Here is a 23664-nt window from a genome sequence, read left to right as displayed (position 1 = left end):
AAATCGAGAGAAAATTTGGCTTTCGAATTCCAAGGCGTTCGTGATTTGCCTTTTGCCCAAATCGCACTTGGAAGCCAGGTCTGTCACAGGAATGTGACACCTTCTGGTGTGCTGGAATATGGATACGGCAAAGGTCTTGTCGGCGCGAAATTGCGCGGCATTACGCAGGATGGGCAAAATCCAGCCGGTATTCGGGGTGGAAACAATACTTTGTTTGCCGCCGGGATTGTGCCGTGCATGGTGGAAGGGCCGTGCGGCTCTACTTTGCCTGCGTCGCACAAGCACCTACTATTCCGTACCCCTTCCTATCGCGGGCAGGCTTGTGTTCCCCACAATATCCTGCCCGCGTTTTTCTTTTCTCAGACAGTAGGCAACAAGCGGCAAAAAACTGCGCAAAAAGTTTGGTTGCCGCCGTTGTTATTGCATAACAATGCGGGCTTCCGGCATCTGGCCGCAAGGAAACCAAGAAATCTGAAGGGGCAGAAACCATGCAAACCTCACGCATCTTCCTTGTGGTCGCGGCCTGCGCAGGCCTTGCGGCCTGTGGCGAAACCACCGGCGAACAAGCGGTCATCGGCGGCGGAGCGGGCGCCCTGGGCGCGGTCGTTCTGGACGCAAACCCGGTCGTCGGCGCTGCGGTCGGTGCCGCGGGCAACGTACTGTATTGCAAGTCGCAGGGTACCTGCGACTAACTCAAAGCTTTTCGGGGCGCGTTCCGCCCCGTCCGCCATCATGCAGAACGCCGTCGCGGGGGGAGTCCCCTGCGGCGGCGTTTTGCATTTTCAGAACACCAAGCCAAAGGACGTCTCATGTTCAACAAGATCCTGATCGCCAACCGGGGCGAGATCGCCTGCCGGGTCATCAAGACCGCTCGCAAGATGGGTATCGGTACGGTCGCCATTTATTCTGACGCCGACAAGAACGCGTTGCACGTTTCGATGGCTGATGAGGCGGTGCATATCGGACCGCCACCGGCGAACCAGTCCTACATCGTGATCGACAAGGTGATGGATGCCATCCGTCAAAGCGGTGCACAGGCGGTCCATCCCGGCTATGGCTTCTTGTCCGAGAACTCGAAATTCGCCGAAGCGCTTGAGGCCGAAGGCGTCGCTTTTGTCGGCCCCCCGGTGGGTGCCATCGAAAGCATGGGTGACAAGATCACCTCGAAGAAGATCGCGCAGGACGCCGGTGTTTCGACGGTTCCCGGTTACATGGGGCTGATCGAAGATGCCGACGAGGCGGTCAAGATCTCGAACGACATCGGCTATCCCGTCATGATCAAAGCCAGTGCCGGTGGTGGCGGCAAAGGGATGCGGATTGCATGGAATGACGAAGAAGCGCGCGAGGGTTTCCAGTCGTCCAAGAACGAAGCGGCCAATTCCTTCGGCGACGACCGAATTTTCATCGAGAAATTCGTGACCCAGCCGCGGCACATCGAAATTCAGGTTCTTTGCGACAGCCATGGTAACGGCATCTATCTGGGCGAACGCGAATGTTCGATCCAGCGCCGGAACCAGAAAGTGGTGGAAGAGGCACCGTCGCCGTTCCTTGATCCCGAAACACGCAAGGCGATGGGGGAACAGGCGGTCGCGCTGGCAAAGGCCGTGAACTACGCCAGTGCGGGCACTGTGGAATTCATCGTCGATGGGGAAAAGAATTTCTACTTCCTCGAAATGAACACCCGTTTGCAGGTGGAACACCCGGTGACGGAACTGATTACCGGCGTCGATCTGGTGGAACAGATGATCCGCGTGGCCGCAGGTGAGACGCTATCGATTACGCAGGATGACGTGACCCTGACAGGCTGGGCGATCGAAAACCGTCTTTATGCCGAGGATCCGTATCGCAACTTCCTGCCGTCGATTGGCCGTCTGACTCGCTATCGTCCGCCGCAGGAAGTCGCAGCCGGTCCGTTGCTGGTCAATGACAAATGGCAGGGTGAGGCCCCCTCGGGCGAGGCTGCAGTGCGCAATGATACCGGCGTCTATGAGGGCGGCGAGATCAGCATGTATTACGACCCGATGATCGCAAAGCTCTGCACCTGGGCACCAACCCGTGAGCAGGCGATTGAGGCGATGCGCGTGGCGCTGGACAGTTTCGAGGTTGAAGGCATCGGCCACAACCTGCCGTTCCTGTCTGCTGTCATGGATCACCCGAAATTCGTCAGCGGCGACATGACCACAGCGTTTATTGCTGAAGAATATCCAGACGGCTTCGATGGGGTTCAACTGCCCGAGGTCGAGTTGCGGCGGATCGCGGCCTCGTGTTCTGCCATGCACCGGGTTGCCGAAATTCGCCGTACCCGCGTATCGGGCCGGATGGACAACCACGAACGCAAGGTTGGCACCGAATGGACGGTGACGTTGCAGGGGCAGGAGTTTGACACAACGATTGCCGCCGACCCCGGAGGTTCAACGGTGAGCTTCGCGGATGGCACCGTGCACCGTGTGTCCTCAGACTGGACGCCTGGTGATCAACTGGCAGTACTGGATGTGGATGGCAATCCATTGGTGCTGAAGGTGGGCAAGGTTTCGGGCGGGTTCCGCATCCGAAACCGGGGCGCGGATATCAAGGTGCACGTGCGCACGCCGCGTCAGGCCAAACTGGCCAGGCTGATGCCGGAAAAACTGCCGCCGGATACTTCGAAAATGCTGCTGTGCCCGATGCCCGGCCTGATCGTGAAGATCGACGTCGAAGTGGGGCAGGAAGTTCAGGAAGGTCAGGCGCTGTGCACCGTCGAGGCGATGAAGATGGAGAACATCCTTCGCGCCGAGAAAAAAGGCGTGGTCTCGAAGATCAACGCAGGTCCCGGCGACAGTCTCGCCGTGGACGACGTGATCATGGAATTCGAGTGACCATGGCTGCGCTTTTGTCATATCTCCAAGGGCCACCGGCGATCATCGCCGGGGCCAATGGGCTTGGCGAAAGTTCTCAGCCGCCCTCGCGCCGCTCGCGAATCTCGCGTTCGCGCAAGGGGGTCTTGTCGATGGACCGGCCAATCTCGCGCACGCTCCACGGGCTGGGTTTGCGCAGTTTCACGACCCCGTCCTTGTCGACAAACACCATCTGGAATCCACGCGGGCGCAGTTGTGACCGAATGGGCGACCGCGCCTTGGGATCGGTATCCGTCAGCACGATAACGTCGCGGTCGCGCATGGCGTCTTCACCTTCCAGCAGCATGTCGATCTGTTGCTGGAACCGTGGATCGGCAGGTGTATCGGCAAAGACAACGATGGGTCGGCTGACCCATAGGAATTCGTCCAGTTCGCTGTCGCCAGCGGGTCGGACAAAACTGTCATCTGCTGGTGCTGTGCCATCGGCGGCCAGCGCGGCCAGCGGGAATAGTGCCGAGAAAACAAGGGCAAGCGTGCGTGTCATATGGCCTCCTGTTCCAATGAATATAGCCACTGTGCAGGCGATTGCGACCAGCGATTTGCACTCAACGCTCAATTTTCCGCGCCCGGGCCGGATTGAAGGGCGGGATTGAACATACGCGTGCTGTCGCAAACCGGCCGCGCACCGAATTGATAAGAGGAAATCGAAATGACCGACACGAAGGACTGGAAAGCGCTTGCCGAGAAAGAGCTGCGCGGTCGTCCGTTGGATGATCTGACCAAAGAAACGCTGGAAGGCATCGACGTCAAACCGCTGTATACGCCTGCGGACACGGCGGAACTGCCGCATATGGGGTCTTTGCCGGGTTTCGGGCCGTTTACACGCGGTGTGAAGGCGACGATGTACGCAGGCCGTCCGTGGACCATCCGCCAATATGCGGGCTTTTCCACCGCCGAGGAATCGAACGCTTTCTATCGTCGCAACCTGGCGGCCGGTCAGCAGGGCGTGTCGGTGGCCTTCGATCTGGCGACACACCGGGGCTATGACAGTGACCACCCGCGCGTTGTCGGAGACGTGGGTAAAGCCGGTGTGGCCATTGATAGCGTTGAGGACATGAAGATTCTGTTCGACGGCATCCCGCTGGACAAGGTCTCGGTCTCGATGACGATGAACGGCGCGGTGATTCCGATTCTGGCGAGCTTCATCGTTGCGGGCGAAGAACAGGGCCACGACAAGTCCGTCCTGTCCGGCACCATTCAGAACGACATTCTGAAAGAGTTCATGGTGCGCAACACCTATATTTATCCGCCTGAACCGTCGATGAAGATCATCTCGGACATTATCGATTACACGTCGAACGAGATGCCCAAGTTCAACTCGATCTCAATTTCGGGCTATCACATGCAAGAGGCCGGAGCGAACCTGGTGCAGGAACTGGCCTATACGCTGGCTGACGGGCGCGAATATGTTCGTGCCGCGACGCAAGCCGGGATGGACGTGGACAAGTTCGCAGGTCGCCTGTCGTTCTTCTTTGCGATCGGCATGAATTTCTTTATGGAGGCTGCCAAACTGCGTGCCGCGCGGACCCTGTGGCACCGCGTGATGACCGAGTTCGGGGCAAAGTCCGAACGGTCCAAGATGTTGCGCACCCATTGCCAGACTTCCGGCGTGTCGCTGCAGGAACAGGACCCCTATAACAATGTGATCCGTACCGCCTATGAGGCGATGAGCGCGGTTTTGGGCGGCACCCAGTCGCTGCACACAAATGCTTTGGACGAAGCGATTGCGTTGCCGACCGATTTCTCGGCCCGTATCGCGCGGAACACGCAATTGATCCTGCAGGAGGAAACCGGCGTGACGGATGTGGTCGATCCGCTGGCGGGTTCCTACTACGTCGAAAGCCTGACCAACGAGCTGATCGACAAAGCCTGGGCCCTGATGGAAGAGGTCGAGGAGATGGGCGGCATGACCAAGGCCGTGGCCAGCGGCATGCCCAAGCTTCGGATCGAAGAAAGTGCCGCGCGTCGTCAGGCCATGATCGACCGGGGTGACGAGGTGATCGTCGGCGTCAACAAGTACCGCAAGGAACAGGAAGACCCGATCGACATTCTCGACGTCGACAACGTCGCCGTGCGCGAGGCACAGGTTGCCCGTCTGGAGCGCATCCGTGCTACCCGCGATGAGGCCGCCTGCCAACAGGCACTGGACGCGTTGACGAAGACTGCCCAAGAGGGCGGAAACCTGCTGGCTGCTGCGGTCGAGGCCGCCCGCGCCCGCGCATCCGTAGGAGAGATCAGCATGGCAATGGAGAAGGAATTCGGCCGCCACCGCGCCGAAGTGAAAACGCTGGCCGGTGTCTATGGAGCGGCCTATGAGGGTGACGAAGGTTTTGCCGCGATCCAGAAATCCATCGAAGATTTCGCCGAGGCTGAAGGCCGCCGCCCCCGCTTGCTGGTCGTAAAGATGGGCCAGGATGGTCATGACCGGGGTGCCAAGGTGATCGCGACCGCCTTTGCAGATATCGGGTTTGACGTCGACGTTGGGCCTCTGTTCCAGACACCGGCCGAGGCAGCCCAGGATGCCGTCGACAATGACGTCCACGTGGTCGGCATCTCGTCTCAGGCGGCAGGCCACAAGACACTGGCCCCGCAACTGGTCGAGGAACTCAAGAAAGCCGGTGCCGAGGATATCATCGTGATCTGCGGCGGGGTGATCCCACAGCAGGATTATCAGTTCCTCTACGACCACGGCGTCAAAGCGATCTTTGGTCCGGGCACCAATATCCCCGAAGCGGCACAGGATATTCTGCGCCTGATCGGCGAAGCCAAGGGTTAAGGCCCAGACAAGATTTTTCAACGAAGAATCTTGTGGCGCAGATGTCCGAGGACAGCTTTACTGGGAAAGGCAGCGCGTTTCTGCGCTGCCTTTTTTGGTGGAGTGGAAATGGAACTGGATCATCTGGCCGTCGCAGGGGAAACGCTGGAGGCTGCCGCCGCGCATGTCGAGGACGCCTTGGGGGTCAGGCTTGAGACAGGCGGCAAGCATGAGAAATTCGGTACTTATAACAAGCTGCTCGGACTTGAAGATGGCTTGTATCTGGAAGCGATTGCCGTTGACCCGAATGCTGCGCAACCTGAGCGCACCCGGTGGTTCGATCTGGACCGGTTTCAGGGTGCACCGCGCCTGTCCAACTGGATCTGCCGTGTGAAGGATATCGAGGCGGCCACCGTGCCGGGTGGCCCGTTCGACCCGACAGATTTGGAGCGCGGCGCACTGCGCTGGCGCATGATCGTGCCATCGTCCGGGCGCCTGCCTTATGACAACCTCTATCCCGCACTCATACAGTGGCAGGGCGATCTGCACCCCGCGGGAATGTTGCAGGCCAGTGGTTGCCGGTTGCTGAGATTGCTGGTGTCCCATCCCGAAGCCGCGAAACTTGCCCAAAGCACCGGGCCGGTTGAGGGTGTTGAGTTTCACCAGGGCCCGCCGGGTCTGCGCGCTGAATTCGAGACACCAAACGGACGTCGCGTTCTGGAATGAGGGTTCGGCAGGCACAGATTGCGGATGCACCGGCGATTGCTAAAATTACCAACGCGATCATCAGGGATACCCTGGTTACGTTCACAACCGAGGAGCGGTCTACCGCCGGAATTGCAGCCGACATCGAAGCCCGCGGCACGGGGTTTTTGGTGGCAGAACTGGATAGCGAGGTTGTCGGTTTCGCTTCGTATACTCGGTTCCGATCCGGGCCGGGGTATGCCGAATGCCGCGAGCACTCGATTCAACTAGCTCCATCAGCACGTGGCAAGGGGATCGGCCGCGCGTTGATGAGCCGGTTGGAAGAGGTGGCCCGGGCCGACAGCGTCCACGTGCTTGTGGCGGGAATATCCTCGGAAAATCCGGCTGCCATCGCCTTTCACGCTCGCGTCGGTTTTGCCGAAGTCGGACGAATGCCCCAAGTGGGCTGCAAATGGGGCCGCAGGTTGGATCTGGTACTGATGCAGAAAATTATTGGTCAGGACTGATCTGTCGCACCTGACACGCGCGATTTGTGGCGCTAGGGTGCGGCCATGTCGATCTGGACCCGTATATCCGATGCGCTGAGCGCACTGGCACAAGGTGAAAGCCTGACTGCCGTTTTTGAGAAACTGCGCTCACCGCCCGAAAGGTCGGTGGCCTTTACAATCGCTGTGATCGCGCTGGGCGCCAAGATGGCCAAGGCAGACGGGCAGGTGACGCGGGACGAGGTTACGGCCTTTCGCGATGTGTTCCAGATTGCCCGCGAAGACGAAGAAGGCGCGGCGCGGGTGTTCAACATGGCCCGAACCGACGTGGCCGGCTATCAGGACTATGCCCGCAAGATCGCCCGGATGTTCGACGAAGACAGCACGACGTTGTGCGACCTGATGGAAGGCCTGTTTCACATCGCCATGGCCGACGGGTTTTATCACCCGAACGAAAACGAGTTTCTGGAAGAAGTCAGCCGGATATTCGGGCAAACCGACGCTCAGTTTCTGGCGCTGCGCGCCCGGTTCGTGCCGGATGCCCCAAACGATCCGTATACCGTTCTGGGCGTGACAAGGGACATGCCGTTGACCGAAATTCGCAACATCTGGCGCAAGCTAGTGCGCGAAACCCATCCTGACGCCATGATGGCGCGCGGCGTGCCCGAGGAGGCAATCCGGCTGGCCGAGAAAAAGATGATCGACATCAACCGCGCCTGGGACGAAATAAACGGTGCAAAGGTCTGAACGGATGCGTTTGGCGACCTACAATATCGAATGGTTCGCCAACTTGTTTGATCGCCAGGATCGTCTGATCGTCGATGACGGCTGGTCCGGCCGCTATGATGTCACCCGGGCCCAGCAGGTCGAGGCGATCGCCAAGGTTCTGACGGCTATCGACGCAGATGCCATTCTGATCGTTGAGGCCCCAAACACCGGCAAAACGCAGAACACCGTCCGCGCGTTGCAGGGTTTTGCGGAAGCATTCGATTTGCGCACCACTCATGCGGTCATGGGCTTCGCTAATGAAACCCATCAGGAACTGGCACTTTTGTTTGATCCTCAGTTGCTGATGGTGCGCCATGATCCAAAGACGCGGTCTGCGCAGCCATTCGACCATCAGACAGCACCCCGGTTTGACACCGAATTTCGGATTGATCTGGATATCGACGCAACCGAGGATGTTGTGCTTTTTTCAAAGCCACCGATGGAATTGGCGGTGGAAACAAAGTCGGGTGCGAAATTTCGCCTGATTGGGGCACATCTGAAATCCAAAGCGCCGCACGGCGCGGAAAGCCGGGACGAGGCGATCCGGATTTCAATTTCCAACCGGCGCAAACAACTGGCTCAGGCGATCTGGCTGGCCCGGCGCGTCGAACAGCACATTGCCGAGGACGAACCGGTGATTTTGCTGGGTGATCTGAATGACGGCCCGGGCCTGGACGAGTTCGAGAACCTGTTCGGGCGCTCATCCGTCGAGATTTTGTTGCAGTCCGGTTTGTTTGATCCCAATGCCGCAACCGCCTACGGCTCTGTCGGCGGGGAAACACCTTCGACGGCCCGGTTTGTGCGCCGGGACAAGGGAGATTTTCTTGAGGCATTGCTGGATTACATCATGATCAGCGATCCGCTGCGCCAGCGAAATCCGGTCTGGCGAATCTGGCATCCTTTGCGGGACGACGCGATCCGTTCGAACGCGGAATTGCGGGACGCACTGCTGACGGCCTCGGACCATTTTCCCGTAACTCTGGATATTGACCTGTGATCTTTCAACGCCTTCCCGCAGTGCTTATGTTTGGCCGCATGAAACGAGTTCTTTTGATAAGTCTGATCGTGACGTCCACTGCGTTCCCAGCCAGCGCGCAGGAAGATACCGGCAAGTCCCTGATGGAGCGCGGCGCCGAGCTTTTCTTCGAAGGCCTGCGCAAGGAAATGGAGCCCACGCTCGATGATTTGCGCGACCTGGCTGAACAGTTTGGTCCTGCCATGCTGTCCTTTTTTGAGGAAATGGGACCGGCACTGGCAGAAATGACCAAGGAGATACAGGATTGGAGCGTTTATGAGGCACCGGAGATCCTGCCCAATGGCGATATCATCATCCGCCGGAAACCGCAGGACGACACCCCGCAAACTCTTGAGGAAAAACCAGAGCCGGACGAAGGTGTAACGGATATCTGAGCGTTTACAGGGGATTACCCCTTGATGATAACCTTGGTCTCGGACTTCAATGCCTGAGCCAGAGAGCCGAAGCGTGCTTCGGCGGTTTCGTTGAACAGCGGTTCGGCGGCTTTTGGCAAAATCAGATCCAACTGGCGTTTCTTTGGGAAATAACGAAGTTTGCCCATCGTGGCGTCATTCTTCATCCACAGCATTGCGCCAAAACGCATTGCCTTGCCCAGAATCTCGGCCTGCTTCTGACCCTCTTCATCCAGCAGTTCATATTGTGGCGCGAACCGGTTGCCTTCGCGTTTGTTGCGGTAGCGGTGCTGCAACGCCAGACCAATGAACACCCGTTCCGAATGCTTCAGCCCACCCAGGTTGGCGCGGGTCACGTAGTCGAAACAGACCTCTGCCCGATAATCGGGATGAGCGCGCCAACTGACATCGTGCAGAAGGCAAGCGGCCTTGACCAGCCGGACGCGGGTTGACGGGGCCGATTTGAACAGCGGCATGACGAAATCGAACAGATGTTTTCCAAAACCGGGCAGACGGGCGTCCTTGGCTTCCGAAAAGCGGCTGGCCTCGATCAGCGGGTCGCAATCGCGCAGGCTTTGCGGCATCTGTTCGTACAGAAGCCCTTCGCGGATTCCATAGCTTGAAATGGCGATGTCCTTGGGTTTGAAAGTGCGGATCAGTCGGGACAGCACATCCATCGCATAAGGGATAAGCGCCATGCGCGAGCTGGACACACCAGCCCGGCTGCGCAGTTTCTCGGGGTCGCCCTTTTCGATGAACCGGATGGTTTCGTGCACCTGCTTGTGGGTCATCCTGTATTCATGCAGAACGTTCAGCGGATAACCCCGCCGCAGCATGTCCAGCCGTGCAAAGGCGCGCCAGCTGCCGCCCACCAGGAACAGGCGATCCCGCTGGGGGCCCAACTGATCGCGCAGTTCTTCCATGGTGGATTTGATGTGCGCCTTGCGGGCACGACGCCCGCCTTTAATGTCCCGCAATTTCAACGGACCCAGCGCGGATGTCACGCGGCGACCGGTCTGGCCTTCGCCGATCTCGGCCAGTTCCATGGATGAACCGCCAATATCGCAGATCAGACCGTATGCACCCGGCCATCCCAGAAGCACGCCTTGAGCGGAGAAACGGGCCTCTTCCAGACCATCAATGATCGAAACGTGTAGGCCGGTTTCGGCTTTGACCTCGTCGCAAAACTCCTGCCCGTCCTTGGCTTCGCGTACTGCGGCGGTTGCGACAACGTGCAGACCGGGCAGATCAAGGTTGTCGGCCAGATGCTGGAACCGGCGCAGGGCATCCAAGGCGCGAACACGCCCTCTGGGGTTCAGGTGCCCGGTCTCCGACAGACCCGCGCCCAGTTCGCACATCACCTTTTCGTTGTAGAAATACGCGGGTGAGCGGGCCGCCCCGTCAAATATGACCATACGGACCGAGTTCGACCCGACATCGACAACACCGACCCGGGACAAGTCCCTGACGCGGGGATCAGAAAATAGCGGTCTTCCGAAAGGTCCCCAGTCGGGGATGGTGGTATCGATAGTCTGATCCATGTCTTTCCCAGATATTCCTGTCTCAGGATGCGAAATCACCGGATTCGGGTCAATCTCTTCAATGGCCGTCGCCGGCATGGTGTTTCAGAACCCGGATCGCCAGCGCCCGAGTGATGTCGCGTCTTTCCGACAGTGCGAGCTTGTCCAGTTGGGCCACGACCTCTGCCGCCGTTTCGAAACGCCGGTCCATGTGCTTGACCAGATAGGAAATCACCTCGGGTCCGGGGTTGAGCTGCCGGTCCACGAACAGCTTGGCCAGCACGGCCCCCAGAAGGGCGTCATCGGGCGGGTCCAGGGCGACCTGATGGGCGCCTTCGATACGGCTTTGCAAATCGGCCAGAGGCAGCTGCCAAAGCTTCGGCGCCAGCCGTCCGGTCATCAACAGCGCGTGGCCTTCGGCCAGAACAAGATTGTGCAGATGAAACAGCGTTTTCTGTTTTTCAGCGTCGGCTGCGATCATGGGTACATCTTCGACCGCGACCGAAGTCTGGGCCAACTCGGGCACCTCGCCGTGCTTCAGATCGGTGGCCGAAATGATCCGTCCGCCGGTTTCCGCCGCCCATACATGCGACAGATGTGTTTTCCCCGAACCTGCCGGTCCGCTGAGCACCAGTTTGTTGCCTGGCCAGGACGAGGCGGAAATCATTGCCACCGCCAGAGCGTTGGCGGGGGAAACAAAAAAATCCTCGCGTCCCAGCGCGGTTTTCGCCGGAAGGTCAAAGCTGAGCTGGCGTGCCATTCACTTGTCTTCCTGATCCAGCCCTTCCAGCCCGGTATACAGGCGGCTTTCCAGATATTTCGAAGTGGCAAACCGGGCCAGTACGCCGAGTGCTGCGGCGACCGGAACAGCCACCAACATGCCCACAAAACCGAACAGTGCCCCAAACACGGACAGCGCCAGCAGCAGCCAGACCGGATGCAGGCCGACCGAATTGCCGACAAGTTTGGGTGTCAGGAAATTGCCTTCGGTCACTTGCCCAAGTGCGAATACACCAGCGACCAGCCCGATATGGGCCCAGTCACCCCAGAACTGAAACAGCGCCAGCCCGATCGCCAGCGTGCCGCCGATCAGCGCCCCCAGATACGGGATGAAGGTGACGAGTCCGGCAATGAACCCGACAATCAGCCCGAACTGCAGGCCGACAAGCATCAGCGCGATGGCATAGTACGTGCCCAGGATCAGACAGACCGTTCCCATGCCCCGTACGAACGAGGCCAGGACATCATCGATTTCCCCGGCCAGTTTCTTGATTGTCGGCGCATGGTCACGCGGCAAAAGCTCGGCTATTCGAGCAATCATGCGGTCCCAGTCCAGCAGCAGGTAAACGGTAACCACCGGCACGATGACCAGCAAAACGACCACGTTTATTGCCGACCCCAACGAGGCGACGACCGTTTGCAGGACATCGCCGGTCTTCGACTTCAGGGTCTCGCCAAGAGAAACCAGAAACTGATGCGAGTTGGACTGACGGTCCAGCAGGGACGGGAATTGTCGTTCGATAAACCCGCGCAGTTCCTTGAACAGGCTGGGCATGATCTCGACCAGATCGATCAGCTGAGTGATCAATGCGGGAACTACCATCAGGATGGCCAGGACGAAACCCAGCACACCAACGACGGTTATGATGCCCGTCGCCGCCATGCGCGAGAGACCCAAATTTTCAAGCCGATCCGCGACCGGATCCAGAAAATATGCAATCGCACCACCGATGACGAAGGGCAGAAGCACGTCCCCAAGAGCCCACAAAAGAAGGGCAATCACCACTGCGGCGATGCCCCAGTATCTGAGCTGATCCTTAACGGGCAAGGCCATATCGGTCCCCTGAGTTTGGCTCTTGCACGTGTTCTTGGCCCATGCGCGCCCGCGATGCAAGTGGTTCATGCCCGCTGAGATTTTGGGGTGTCAGCTGTGCAATGTTCCCAGTTCGGGGGTTTCCTCATCCGCCGTTTCATCTGACCAGTTTGTGCGCCATATCTCTGCCGACCAGTGCCCGCAATGGACTGCGGGCCGGTCAAAGCCGGGTAGGGGTGGCAATTGGGGTTGGATGACAACATCATGACGCGGCACGGCGAAATACGGAAAGGAATACCGTTCCCGCCCCGAGCGGTTGACGACCCGGTGCGGAGTTGATTTCAACCGTCCCCCCGACCAAAGCTCCAGCATGTCGCCGATATTGACGACAAAGCCTCCGGGCGGGCAATCCGGAGTAATCCAGTCTCCGGCCCGCGTCTGAACCTCAAGCCCGCCGACGGGATCGGGCGCGATGATGGTCAGTGCGTCGGTATCTTTGTGCGGATGAATGCCATAGCCCGCTTCCTCGGCGGCCTGAGGTGGGTAATGCAGCAAAGTCATATTGGTCATCGGATCGCGGAAAGCGTCGCGCAGACTATCCGGCTCAAGCTTCAACCCGACTTCCAGCGCCCCAAGCAAATGGTCTGTTACGCGATCCAGTTCAGCCCAGTAATTCAGGATGACGTCCCGAGCGCCCGAGACTTCGCGTGGCCAGAGATTTGGCCCATAAAGCGCGCAGTCCTGACGGATACGCGCATCCGATGAGGTTTCGAAGTGCAACTTGTAGCCTTCGTATTTGTCGGCGGTCCCCGATCCGTCGTTCGGGGTAAAAAATCCCATGGGAATATAGCCGCGATAATTGTCACGGGTGATGGCCTGATCCCATTTGCTGCTGTCATCGACGCCGAAGATCTCACGAACGCAGTCCCGAACCTGCTCGACCATATCCGGGGGAACGCCGGTGCCTGTAATCGATAGGAAGCCGATGCTGGTGCAAGCGTTCAGGATTTGCTGAACGGTGGTGTCAAAGCCCGGATGAGCCTTGTCGTTCAGGGGGGCAATGTCGATTGTAGGTATATGGTCCATCAGTTGATCCTCACCCCTTGGCGTTCAAGTTCGGCGTGAACCGGGCTCAGGTTCAATTCGTGCACGTCCTGATTGCTTTTGAGGGACAACGCCGCTGCAATTCCGGCGCCCTGACCCATGACAGCACAACAGGCCATGTTTCGGGTCGCGGCATGGGCGACGCGGTCTGCGCCGTGCGAACGCCCCGCCACCAGCAGGCCCTGCACACCTTTTGGCAGCATGGATCGGTAAGGGACCTGCATGTATCGGCCTGTGGTCGGCAAGATCAGGATGCCATAGCCGTCGATGAACTCGGGGTAGATGCCGATCGTGTCTTCGAACCGACCCTGATGGCGGGCGTCATCCTCGGTCATGTTATAGATCGCGTCGATCTTACGGGTGTCGCGGATGCCGATAGTCATTCCAAAGTTCCGCAGACGGGCGTTTTCACAACCGGGCATGAACCGGCGCAGCGCCTCGATGGCCAGCATCGACTGACGTCGGCCTTCGATCTCGCCCCGCGTCAGGCTGTCGGGGTCGGTGCCGTCTATCTCGGCCAGATGGATGAGGTTCATGTAGGTCAGCTCACCCGTGTCATGCATTGCACCCCATGTACCGGCGATGGTGTTCAGATGCGGCGGGATCAGCCCCTCATCAATGGCTTGTTGGAACGGTTTGTGCACGAAGGGTGAGAACATGTCGTCTTCTTTGCCGCTCGTCTCGATATTCCACTCACCGCCGCCGCCCCAGTCCTTATAGGTTTGCGGGTCGGACTTGACACCTTCCATGAATGCGCGTTTGTCGACGCCGGCCAGATGGAACATGACCGAGGCCGCCATCATGTCTTCGCGTGGGGTCTTGTGGGTCGGTGCGCCTGCACGGTGAGCCACATCAGCGTCCCCGGTGGCATCAATCACCACCTTGGCCAGTATCGCCTCGCGCCCTGCCTTGGATTCGGTTATGATCCCGGTGATCCTGTTGCCTTCCATGATCGGCGCAACAAACTGACGGTGCAGCATCGGATGCACGCCAGCTTCTTCGACCAGCTTGTCTGCCACCAGTTTGAAGCCCTCGCTGTCGAGCTCATAGCTAAGCGACTGGCTTTCCGGCACCGCAGCGCCCATCTCCTTGGCACGGGTTTCGAACTCCATGCCGATGCCGCCAGCTTCGACCGTCTGTTCGTGGCGATACCAGGCGAAACCTTCGACCCCGACAGCGGTGATGTTCCCCCCCATGCAACCGAAGCGGTCGACCAAGGACACTTCCGCCCCCGCCCGTGCCGCTGCCAGTGCGGCGGCAAGGCCGGCGGGGCCGGAACCTACAACTAGAACGTCGGTCTGATGAACTACGGGGATCTGGCGGGCGGGTTCCTGAATGGTTTGCACGGGGACCTCCTGAGAAAATGTTCCCGCTACCATCTTGAATGCTGACTGGCGGGTCAATCAAAAAACCGACTGCTCCGAGGTCGCAAAATCGCCAATGGCCGATTGCCCCCGGCGGGGCTTTGCAATAAGCAGCTTTGAAGTCGAATTCTCACCTTTGAAGGTCATACAATGCGCCTCAGCCGTTACTTTCTGCCCGTTCTCAAGGAAACCCCCTCGGAGGCCCAGATCGTCAGCCACCGGCTGATGCTGCGCGCCGGGATGATCAAACAGGCCGCGGCCGGGATTTATTCGTGGCTGCCGTTGGGTTTCAAAGTTCTGCGCAAGTTGGAAAACATCGTGCACGAGGAACAGGCGCGGGCGGGTCACATCGCCATCCAGATGCCTATTTTGCAATCCGCGGACCTGTGGCGCGAATCCGGACGTTACGACGATTACGGTCAGGAAATGCTGCGAATGCAGGACCGTCACGGGCGCGACATGTTGTATACGCCGACGGCTGAGGAACTGGTGACCGACATCTTCCGTGGCCATGTCAGCAGCTACAAGGATCTGCCGCTGACCCTCTATCAGATTCAGTGGAAATTCCGCGATGAAATCCGCCCCCGTTTCGGCGTGATGCGTGGTCGTGAATTCTATATGAAGGACGGCTACAATTTCGACCTGAACAAGGAAGACGCGCTGCACGCATATAACCGCCATCTGGTCAGCTACCTGCGCACTTACGAGCGTATGGGGCTGCAAGCCATCCCAATGCGTGCCGATTCCGGCCCCATCGGTGGTGACGACACGCATGAGTTCCTTGTTCTGGCCGATACCGGCGAATCCGAGGTCTTCTATGACAGCGCCGTCACCGATCTGACCTTTGGCGACCGCGTGATCGATTATGACAACCGCGAGCAGTGTCAGGCGATCCTCGAGGAGTTCACCTCGAAATACGCGCGCACCGACGAAACCCATGACGAGGCGCTGTTCAACCAGATCCCGGAAGAGCGCCGCCGCGTCGCGCGCGGAATCGAGGTCGGCCAGATCTTCTATTTCGGCACCAAGTATTCCGAACCGCTGGGTGCAACCGTGCAAGGCCCCGACGGTAAGCCGGTTCCGGTCCACATGGGCAGCCACGGCATCGGTGTCAGCCGCCTGATCGGCGCGATCATCGAAGCCAGCCATGACGACAAGGGCATCATCTGGCCGGAGGGCGTGACCCCGTTCCATTGCGGTATCGTCAACCTGAAACAGGGTGATGAAGAAGCGGATACGGCTTGCGAAAGGATCTACAAGGCACTGACCGCGCTGGGGCTTGAGCCGCTTTATGATGACCGCAACGAGCGGGCAGGGGGCAAATTCGCAACCATGGACCTGATCGGCCTGCCGTGGCGCATCACTGTCGGTCCGCGCGGCCTGAAGAACGGTGTGGTCGAACTGACCAGCCGTCGCACCGGCGAAAGTGAGGAACTGAGCCCCGAGGCCGCGGTCACCAAGATCGCCGGGATTTATGAGCAGATCGCCTGAGCAGACCGACACGCCGCTGATCTCGGTGATCACGGCGACTTACAACCTGCTGTCCCAAGGGCGGCAGGACAGTTTTCTGGGCGTCATCGAATGCATGGCGCGGCAGAACTGCGTTCGGGCCGAGCACGTCATTCAGGATGGCGCTTCGTCGGATGGAACCACTGCGTTTTTGAATGAGGCGACGGCAGACGCCCTGCGTACACGCGTGATCAGTGCACCGGATGCCGGTCTGTACGATGCGATGAACAAGGGGGCACAGGCCGCGCGCGGAACGTATCTGCTGTTCCTGAACTCGGACGACGCCCTGGCGTCAGATGATGTGCTTAACATGGCGGCGGATCGGCTTGAGGCAACCGCGCCCGATTTCCTGTTCGGGTCGACACTGCGCAAACACGCGGACGGATCGGAAAGCCGGGAGAAACGGATGTCACTTACGGCGGTCCTGCAGCGGATGCCGTTCTGCCATAACTCGGTTTTCATAAAACGGGATGTCTTTCTTGCACTGGGCGGACATGACACGCAGTTTCGCGTTGCCGCCGATTACGACCTGATGCTGCGCCTGGTCGGTGGCGGCTATCAGGGTGAGCGGATGGATGATCCGGTCTCGTTGTTCTGGGAAAGAGGTGTGACCAGCGACGATGAGGCAACAGGGCAGGACTATACCCGTGTCTGGATGCAATACTACGCGGATTTCAAGACGGCCCATGGGCTGACGCAGCAGGATTTCTTTGGATACTATCGGCGCGGACACATGCCGGCCAACCTGATGCTTGAAGTTCTGCGTCGACCTGATACGCCCGAGGCGATCAAACTGGCCGCGCGCCATTGCCTGTTTAAGACCCTGCGCCGTTCGGTGCAGTTTTGGCGAAAGTTCTAGTTTCTTAATTCAAGTGCCGTTCCGGGATGGGCGTGCCGCAAGAACTTCTCCATCTGCCTGCCCGCCATGGGCGACGACAATCGGACGCCCAAGCTTACGCACCAGATCCTTGAATTCGAACCCAAGAAAACGCAGTCCACAGACCCGCTCGCCGGATGTTCTGTCGGTGATGCACAGGCGGCCCTTTCGGAATGCCAGCCTGTATCCCTTGTCTTTCAGGATGTCAGCCAGGCTACCCCAGCTTGCCGCGCTGGCGAATAACGGGCGGATTGCTGCGCGCAGCAGAGCCGCTGTTTCGCAATCGAGTTCTGTGGATGCCGTTCGGGCCACAATAGAACCCGACACCTCAGTCTTCCGCTTAATTAACATGAGCGACCCCCGCTCTGAAATGTGTTCCCCATTACAGGGTGTCAAAATTTCTCAGAATAATCAAAATTTGAAATAAAATTACTCTGAAAATGTTGCATTTTGAGTTCAATAATTCACGCAATGCCCGCATTGATATCATAGGTGAAACAATTCAGCGCTGTCTGTGAAGGATGTCACAACTATTGGTATAGCCCGCTTGTTACTCTGTCGCCTTAAGCCCGAGCCCTTCCAGACGGACCGACCGCGTTTGATTCGTTCCGGCATTGCAATTGCCGGGCTGGACACAAGATATCAGAGTGGTAAATCAGTCTGGTTCAGACGGGGGATACGGACGTGCTGAGTTTTGCAACGGTTGTGTATTCCAAGGACTATCCCTTGCTGGAATTGCAGGCGCTGTCATTTGCCCGGTTCGTTGACCCCCGAAGTGTCGCATCGATCCATGTTATCATGAACGACATTGACGAGGCGTCGCTCAGACAGAAGATCGATCCAATCCTGCCGTCTTATGGTCCGTTGCTGCCCAAGGTTAAGGTGCTAAGCGGCGACGACGTATTGCTGGGCACCGGGCATTGTTCAGAACGGCCCTGGCGTGACCGGGTCCTGATCGAGAACCGTTTCCGGATTCCGTTCGCCCGAAAAGGCGGGTGGCGGGGCAACAACGGGTATCGCGCTCAGCAGGTGCTGAAACTGGGTGCCGCACGCGTGGTAGATGCCGAGAATATCGTTATCCTGGATACCAAGAACCTGTTTTTGCGCGCTTTCGAGCAATCTGAGTTCTTTTCACAGGATGGCGCCGCCCAAATCCCGTTCATTCCGGTTCAAAGCGATTTTCACCGCAATTGGTTGTCTGAGAGTTTGGAGGCGCTTGGGGTTAACAAACCCGGTACTACCGATCTTGAAACAACGAACTTTGCGACACCGTTCCCGGTCCGAAGATCGCTTGTTTTGGCGCTGCTGGACGAAATCAATGCGCGTTACGGTTCGGTGCAGGCTCTCTTTGCGTCGCGGCGGCGGCCTTCCGAGTTCATGCTACTTAACGCGTTTTGTATGGGCTCACCTGAAGGTTACGTACCTTGGTTTCAGCCGATTGAAAACAACAGCGTCGGTATGTGGCCCACCTATTCGCAGGACGTTCTGAGCGCGCAGGTGTCACGACTGGACTATCCGCAGTCACTCAGCCTTGGATTGCACAATCGGGCGGTTTCGAAACTGCCCGAAGATCTGCGCGAACGGGTATTCAAGGCATTGGAAAGCCGCGGCATCAGCGACCCGGCCAGAACAAAGGCTGTATTGGATCAAACTTCGGCCCTTTCCGGCTAGCAAAGACACTGGCGGTGACAAGTCGCTTGACCATCCGGGCAAATGCCGAAAGGGTCGCCGCAAACAGAAAAACCGGAGCAGGCATGGCCACCACACCCCCGCCCTTTGCCCCTTTTGAATGGAAAATCGCCTGGCGTTATCTGCGCGCTCGTCGCGCCGAAGGCGGCGTCAGCGTGATGACCTGGATTTCCCTGATCGGGATCACCCTGGCCGTGTTTGCCCTGATCGCGACCCTGGCGGTGCGGTCCGGGTTCCGGTCCGAGTTTGTCGGTACCATTTTGGGAGCCAACGCGCATGTCACCGTCTATTCGGCTGGCCAGGTGGGTCAGCAGGGCAGCGTGGACAGGACGATTGCGGACTTTGACCGCATGGCCGCGCGTATCGCGCAGGTTGACGGGGTCGAGCGGGCCGCGCCGTTGGTCAAGGGACAAGTGCTGATCACCAACCGCGACCGCAGCAGCGGGGTCGAGGTCTTTGGCATTCGCCCCGACGACCTGCGGGATTTGCCGGGTATTGCTGAAAGTGAACAAGCCATTGGTGATCTGTCCGGGTTTCAGGACGGTGAAGAAGTAGTTGCCCTGGGTTCGGGTGTTGCCCGCAGCATCGGGGCGACAGTCGGCGATACGATCAAGCTGACCTCGCCCAACGGGGTCAAAACCGCCTTTGGCACGTCGCCGCGGGTGAATGCTTACCGCGTGGTCTATGTCTTTTCGGCCGGCCGCTACGATATTGACCGGACCAGGGTCTACATGCCGTTTGACAGGGCGCAGAGCTTTTTCAACCGCGAAGGTGTCGCGGACGAGATCGAGGTAATGGTAACGCAGCCCGAGACTCTCAACCCGATCCTGATACCGATACTCGAAGCCGCAGGCGAACGCAGCCAGATCTGGACATGGCAGGACGCTTCGGGCGGGTTCTTGCGCGCGCTCGAGGTAGAGGACAACGTGATGTTCATCATCCTGTCGATCCTGGTGCTGATCGCGGCGATGAATATCGTCTCCGGCCTGATCATGCTGGTCAAGAACAAGGGGCGGGACATCGGCATCCTGCGCACCATCGGTCTGAGTGAAGGGTCCGTTCTGCGGGTGTTTTTCATTTGCGGCGCATTTACCGGCATCATCGGAACGGTGATGGGCGTGGTCCTTGGGTGCCTGTTCGCCATCTATATCGATCCGATCTTTTCCTTCGTGAACTACGTCATGGGAGGCGGTGTCTGGGATCCGTCCATTCGCGGCATCTACGCTTTGCCCGCCGAATTGCACCTGACCGATGTGCTCAAGGCAGTCGCGCTTTCGTTGGGTCTGTCCTTTCTTGTCACCTATTTCCCTGCTCGTCGTGCGGCGCGGCTGAACCCGGTTGAGGCGCTGCGCTATGAATGATGTGACGATGCGGCTGAACGGTCTGACCAAGACCTATCTGAGGGGCACTCCGGGCGAGGTTCAGGTTCTGCGCGGTGCAGATCTGGAACTTCGCGCGGGTGAGGCTGTGGCGCTGGTGGCACCGTCGGGTGCCGGAAAGTCGACGCTTCTGCACATTGCCGGGCTTCTTGATGCCCCCGATGCCGGATCGGTTGAAATTGCGGGTCAGGATGCCTCGGGCAAAGGCGACCGTACCCGCACAGCATTGCGGCGGCGCGATGTGGGATTTGTCTATCAGTTCCACCATCTGCTGCCGGAATTCACGGCGCTTGAGAATATAACCCTTCCGCAACTGGCCAATGGCGTATCCGAAAAAGCTGCCCGTGAACGGGCTATGTCACTGCTGGGGCGGGTTGGGGTTGCGTCCCGCGCCGATCATCGCCCGGCGGCCCTGTCAGGAGGAGAGCAACAGCGCGTTGCATTCTGCCGGGCGCTGGCCAATGCGCCGCGCGTTTTGCTGGCGGATGAACCGACCGGCAATCTGGACCCTGAGACCTCGGATCAGGTTTTCGATGCGCTGATGTCACTTGTGCGGGGTGAGGGGCTTTCGGCGTTGATCGCCACTCACAACCCGGATCTGGCCGCGCGGATGGACCGGATCGTGCGGTTGGACGGCGGTGTTCTCAAGCCAGTTGAGTGATGGCGACGCCAACTGCCATAACAGCAATCCCGCCCGCCCGCATCCAGGTTAGGGGTGTGATCTGGGCGCCAAACAGACCAAAATGGTCAATGGCGGCTGCACTGATCAACTGGCCCAGCAGGACAAAGAACACTGCGTTACCGACGCCAAAATGCGGGGCCACGTGGGTGATGGACAACACATAAAAGGCGACCAGAACGCCGCCGAGGAACAGGTGTTTCGGGGCTTCTGAAATTTTTGAAAGCGCGTCGAAGCCGGGAAACACCAACATGACCAGCGCCGAAGCGGTCAGGGCAACGGCGAACAGAACCACTGCCGCCGTGGTCGGCGACCCGATCAGTTTACCCAAGGCCGCATTCAGACCCGCCAGCAGAGGCACGCCGACTCCGGCTGCCAGCATGATGGCTGCGTATTGTGTCATTGCCCGATCCTTTGCCCTTGTTGCGTTGATCTGGATCATTGCCCCTAGCCGCAGAACGGGCAAGCCTGCAATTGCCAATCCTGACAGGAGATTACGATGAAAATGTCCGCCGCCCGGGTCACATTTCTGACAGCCGTCTTTCTGGCATCACAAGCGCCAGCACAGGATGCCGAAAATGGTGGCCATTTGTACCTGCGCCACTGCGCCACCTGTCACGGGATCGAAGCAACGGGTCAGGGTCCGATGGCCGGTGTCTTGGTTATTCAGCCCACTGACCTGACCAAATTGGCGGATGCAAATGGGGTGTTTCCACGGGCAAGAGTTGTGGCACGGATCGACGGACGCGATCCTCTGGTCTCGCACGGCAGCCCGATGCCTGTGTATGGGCCGTTCTTCGAAGGGCAGGACACGGCGATCAAAACGCATGATGGCCAGCCGATTCTGACGAGCCAGCCAATTGTCGATCTGGTCGCCTATCTGGAAACGCTGCAAAAGTGATGGTGATCAGCTGCAAATGCCGTTGATTTCCGCGCCCCGCCACGGCAGGGCGACGTCGCGCTCGCGCCCCTTCTCGGGCAGCGGTGACAGGTCGAAGTGCACACCCAGCATGTCGTGCAGACGCTGCGTGCGGGCCGCCTGGGGATCCAGCGCCCGGCAGCACACATATTCCTCGACGATCGCGCCCTGTTGTTCGAACCCGTAAGAAAGGAAGTCAGGCGAAGTTTCGAGGTCGAACAAATAGGGATCCTTGCGTCCGCCATGTTCTGCCGCTGCGCGTAATGGATGATACCCGGTGGTTTCGCGGTTCTGCCACTGCCAGACATGGGTCAGTTCATGCGCCAGCAGCATTGCGGCTATCAGGTTCATTTCGTCCGGAAATCCGGACATGTAATTCTCAAGATACCAGTCACGCGAGAAATAGACCCGGTTGAACAGGGCCACTGCGGCAGGGGTGCTGGTGACAAGCCCCTCTTCGGCTGGTGGCAGAATGCGATCCCGGCAGGCCAGACGCGGTCGCGCCTCGCGGTAGTATGTAATGGGCAGCACGGGCGCGCCATCGACAAGTCTGACGCGATCAATGTTCAGGCTTTTGCCCTGAATGGTGTCGGTGAACGCGCGTTCGGTCTCTGTCAGCGGGCGGCTGCAGGACGCAAGCAGAAACAGGGCGACTAGCATAACGCGAGTGATCATGCCTTGCAGCCTAGTACGACGCATTCCGCCTGCAAGGTGATTTTAGAGGCTCATCGCCAGAACACGGCTGATTTCTGTCAACGATCGGCCGGATTGCTCCATCCATGTGTTGAAAGCCTGCTGTACTGCGGCCATTGCCTTTTTCGACGTAGCGGGCCTATCAATGATGCCCTCGGCGATCAGCCGCGCGGTGACGTCCTGTGACAATATAAAACTGTCACGCCCGGCAAACCGCATTGCATATTGAGCCGAAGCCCCTCCAAGGCGCGCCCCGCGTTTGGCCAGCATGGCCAGCAGGCCAATGTAGTCGTGCGAAGGCCAGCCGCCCAGAACCTGACCCGCTCCGCCTTCTTCACGCAGTCCCAGCAGAAACGCGGCGTTGTCCCGAACGGCGGCGATCTTTGTTCCGTTGCGCACGATACGCGTGTCCTGCAGCAGGCTGTCGAACTTTTCGTCGTCCATGAAGGCGCACCGCCCGACATCAAATCCGTCAAATGCCGTTTCGAACCCATCCCACTTGGATTCGATGACTTTCCAGCTGAATCCCGCCTGAAAAATGGTTTTTGTTATTGTCGACAACCAGCGGTCGTCCGGCATGGCGGCCAGCTCAGCGGTGCTTTTGGGTTTGCTCAGCTTTTCCTCCAGCCTGTCAGGGCCGCCATGCCGGCCGGCGGCAATGCTGTAGATTTCGTCAAAATGGCGCATCATTCGGTTCCTCCGGCGCTAGTGTTTCCTTTTTGTTCCTTTCTGGCAAGGGGGCAAGTTGCGCCCGGTTGGCCGGATTCAATAGATCGCGACTATTGCGAAATGCAGAAATTTAGACGGTTTTGCAAAGAAATGCTCGACAAAACAGGGGATTCGGGTTTGTGATTGACTCGTCAATCAATGTCCGGTGCCCTGGCAAACCTCAGCAACAAGCCAGGACGGTGCAGTTGCGTTGCAAAGCGGGTGGGGGAAATCGCGCCAAAAAAGTGAAATTAGCTTAGCTCTGGTGTCAGTGTTCACTTTCCTTTTCCGGCTAAATTTGTGCATGTTGCGACATGGTATTGTCACCAGACAAGTCAGCCGGCGTAAAAACGCGTCGGGGTGGGCAAAACAAAG

The 23664-nt window shown here is 58.8% G+C and carries 24 protein-coding genes; 14 read left to right on the top strand and 10 right to left on the bottom strand.

The features are described 5' to 3' along the window. The first annotated feature begins 488 nt into the window (after positions 1-488). Together ACR3EQ_RS07370 and ACR3EQ_RS07365 are read left to right on the top strand one after the other, a co-directional pair. Entirely contained in the window at positions 489-692 is a 204-nt protein-coding gene (locus tag ACR3EQ_RS07370; protein WP_170609939.1) for a hypothetical protein, read from the top strand. Positions 693-809: 117 nt separating this feature from the next. Beyond that, positions 810-2855: an acetyl-CoA carboxylase biotin carboxylase subunit gene (locus tag ACR3EQ_RS07365; RefSeq protein WP_170609941.1), complete on the top strand. Its 2046-nt coding sequence runs from the start codon at positions 810-812 to the stop codon at positions 2853-2855. A 76-nt stretch (positions 2856-2931) separates the two neighbouring features. On the opposite strand, the gene ACR3EQ_RS07360 is transcribed toward ACR3EQ_RS07365, so the two are convergent. Next, a complete protein-coding gene (locus tag ACR3EQ_RS07360; protein ID WP_170609943.1) occupies positions 2932-3378 on the bottom strand; it encodes a DUF4174 domain-containing protein in 447 nt (148 codons plus the stop codon). Positions 3379-3543: 165 nt separating this feature from the next. On the opposite strand from ACR3EQ_RS07360, the gene scpA reads away from it, so the two are divergent. The 6 genes from scpA (at position 3544) to ACR3EQ_RS07330 (ending at position 9017) form a co-directional block, all read left to right on the top strand. Beyond that, a complete protein-coding gene (gene scpA / locus ACR3EQ_RS07355; RefSeq protein WP_170609945.1) occupies positions 3544-5670 on the top strand; it encodes a methylmalonyl-CoA mutase in 2127 nt (708 codons plus the stop codon). A 108-nt stretch (positions 5671-5778) separates the two neighbouring features. Further along, complete coding sequence (locus ACR3EQ_RS07350; RefSeq protein ID WP_480490221.1) at positions 5779-6375, top strand: VOC family protein; 597 nt, start codon at positions 5779-5781, stop codon at positions 6373-6375. Continuing rightward, complete coding sequence (locus ACR3EQ_RS07345; RefSeq protein ID WP_170681991.1) at positions 6372-6860, top strand: GNAT family N-acetyltransferase; 489 nt, start codon at positions 6372-6374, stop codon at positions 6858-6860. The genes ACR3EQ_RS07350 and ACR3EQ_RS07345 overlap by 4 nt, the downstream gene beginning before the upstream one ends. A gap of 45 nt (positions 6861-6905) precedes the next feature. Then, positions 6906-7586, top strand: coding sequence for a molecular chaperone DjiA (locus ACR3EQ_RS07340; protein ID WP_170609951.1), 681 nt, complete (start codon positions 6906-6908; stop codon positions 7584-7586). A gap of 4 nt (positions 7587-7590) precedes the next feature. Continuing rightward, on the top strand, positions 7591-8604 hold the full coding sequence (locus tag ACR3EQ_RS07335) for an endonuclease/exonuclease/phosphatase family protein (protein ID WP_170619111.1): 1014 nt from the start codon (positions 7591-7593) through the stop codon (positions 8602-8604). Positions 8605-8642: 38 nt separating this feature from the next. Continuing rightward, positions 8643-9017 carry a hypothetical protein gene (locus ACR3EQ_RS07330; RefSeq protein ID WP_170609955.1) on the top strand — a complete coding sequence of 125 codons (375 nt, stop codon included), beginning with the start codon at positions 8643-8645 and terminating at the stop codon, positions 9015-9017. Positions 9018-9031: 14 nt separating this feature from the next. On the opposite strand, the gene ACR3EQ_RS07325 is transcribed toward ACR3EQ_RS07330, so the two are convergent. From ACR3EQ_RS07325 to ACR3EQ_RS07305, 5 genes are all read right to left on the bottom strand, one after another. Next, positions 9032-10576, bottom strand: a complete 1545-nt coding sequence (locus tag ACR3EQ_RS07325; RefSeq protein ID WP_170609957.1) for a Ppx/GppA family phosphatase — start codon at positions 10574-10576, stop codon at positions 9032-9034. A gap of 58 nt (positions 10577-10634) precedes the next feature. Beyond that, entirely contained in the window at positions 10635-11315 is a 681-nt protein-coding gene (locus ACR3EQ_RS07320; protein ID WP_170609959.1) for a GTPase domain-containing protein, read from the bottom strand. Continuing rightward, positions 11316-12389, bottom strand: coding sequence for an AI-2E family transporter (locus ACR3EQ_RS07315; RefSeq protein WP_170609960.1), 1074 nt, complete (start codon positions 12387-12389; stop codon positions 11316-11318). Between the two features lie 90 nt (positions 12390-12479). Further along, positions 12480-13454: an isopenicillin N synthase family dioxygenase gene (locus tag ACR3EQ_RS07310; RefSeq protein ID WP_480490219.1), complete on the bottom strand. Its 975-nt coding sequence runs from the start codon at positions 13452-13454 to the stop codon at positions 12480-12482. Then, positions 13454-14818: an FAD-dependent oxidoreductase gene (locus ACR3EQ_RS07305; RefSeq protein ID WP_480440466.1), complete on the bottom strand. Its 1365-nt coding sequence runs from the start codon at positions 14816-14818 to the stop codon at positions 13454-13456. Before ACR3EQ_RS07305 ends, ACR3EQ_RS07310 begins: the two co-directional genes overlap by 1 nt. 168 nt (positions 14819-14986) lie before the next feature. Here ACR3EQ_RS07305 and proS point away from each other — a divergent pair, with 168 nt between their 5' ends. Both proS and ACR3EQ_RS07295 read left to right on the top strand, forming a co-directional pair. Then, positions 14987-16327, top strand: a complete 1341-nt coding sequence (gene proS, locus ACR3EQ_RS07300; RefSeq protein WP_170816649.1) for a proline--tRNA ligase — start codon at positions 14987-14989, stop codon at positions 16325-16327. Next, complete coding sequence (locus ACR3EQ_RS07295) at positions 16311-17204, top strand: glycosyltransferase family 2 protein (protein ID WP_170816648.1); 894 nt, start codon at positions 16311-16313, stop codon at positions 17202-17204. Before proS ends, ACR3EQ_RS07295 begins: the two co-directional genes overlap by 17 nt. A 9-nt stretch (positions 17205-17213) precedes the next feature. On the opposite strand, the gene ACR3EQ_RS07290 is transcribed toward ACR3EQ_RS07295, so the two are convergent. Further along, positions 17214-17549 carry a hypothetical protein gene (locus tag ACR3EQ_RS07290; protein WP_321252154.1) on the bottom strand — a complete coding sequence of 112 codons (336 nt, stop codon included), beginning with the start codon at positions 17547-17549 and terminating at the stop codon, positions 17214-17216. A 357-nt stretch (positions 17550-17906) separates the two neighbouring features. Between ACR3EQ_RS07290 and ACR3EQ_RS07285 the strand changes: the two genes are divergently transcribed. From ACR3EQ_RS07285 to ACR3EQ_RS07275, 3 genes are all read left to right on the top strand, one after another. Further along, a complete protein-coding gene (locus tag ACR3EQ_RS07285) occupies positions 17907-18893 on the top strand; it encodes a DUF6492 family protein (RefSeq protein ID WP_170609969.1) in 987 nt (328 codons plus the stop codon). Positions 18894-18976: 83 nt separating this feature from the next. After that, entirely contained in the window at positions 18977-20272 is a 1296-nt protein-coding gene (locus tag ACR3EQ_RS07280) for a lipoprotein-releasing ABC transporter permease subunit (protein ID WP_170609971.1), read from the top strand. Then, positions 20265-20951 carry an ABC transporter ATP-binding protein gene (locus ACR3EQ_RS07275; RefSeq protein ID WP_170609973.1) on the top strand — a complete coding sequence of 229 codons (687 nt, stop codon included), beginning with the start codon at positions 20265-20267 and terminating at the stop codon, positions 20949-20951. The genes ACR3EQ_RS07280 and ACR3EQ_RS07275 overlap by 8 nt, the downstream gene beginning before the upstream one ends. Here ACR3EQ_RS07275 and ACR3EQ_RS07270 read toward each other — a convergent pair. Further along, positions 20935-21372 (bottom strand): DMT family transporter, encoded by a 438-nt coding sequence (locus tag ACR3EQ_RS07270; RefSeq protein WP_170609975.1) that lies wholly within the window; start codon positions 21370-21372, stop codon positions 20935-20937. The genes ACR3EQ_RS07275 and ACR3EQ_RS07270 overlap by 17 nt on opposite strands. 96 nt (positions 21373-21468) lie before the next feature. Between ACR3EQ_RS07270 and ACR3EQ_RS07265 the strand changes: the two genes are divergently transcribed. Beyond that, positions 21469-21870 carry a c-type cytochrome gene (locus ACR3EQ_RS07265; protein ID WP_170609977.1) on the top strand — a complete coding sequence of 134 codons (402 nt, stop codon included), beginning with the start codon at positions 21469-21471 and terminating at the stop codon, positions 21868-21870. A 6-nt stretch (positions 21871-21876) separates the two neighbouring features. On the opposite strand, the gene ACR3EQ_RS07260 is transcribed toward ACR3EQ_RS07265, so the two are convergent. Together ACR3EQ_RS07260 and ACR3EQ_RS07255 are read right to left on the bottom strand one after the other, a co-directional pair. Beyond that, on the bottom strand, positions 21877-22563 hold the full coding sequence (locus ACR3EQ_RS07260) for a hypothetical protein (protein ID WP_170609979.1): 687 nt from the start codon (positions 22561-22563) through the stop codon (positions 21877-21879). Between the two features lie 42 nt (positions 22564-22605). After that, positions 22606-23268: a DNA-3-methyladenine glycosylase I gene (locus ACR3EQ_RS07255; protein WP_170610910.1), complete on the bottom strand. Its 663-nt coding sequence runs from the start codon at positions 23266-23268 to the stop codon at positions 22606-22608. Between the last annotated feature and the right edge of the window lie 396 nt (positions 23269-23664).

Source organism: Ruegeria sp. AN11, assembly GCF_056536005.1.
The sequence above is the reverse complement of the archived record's forward strand: the minus strand, read 5'-3'. Positions and strand labels throughout refer to the sequence as shown.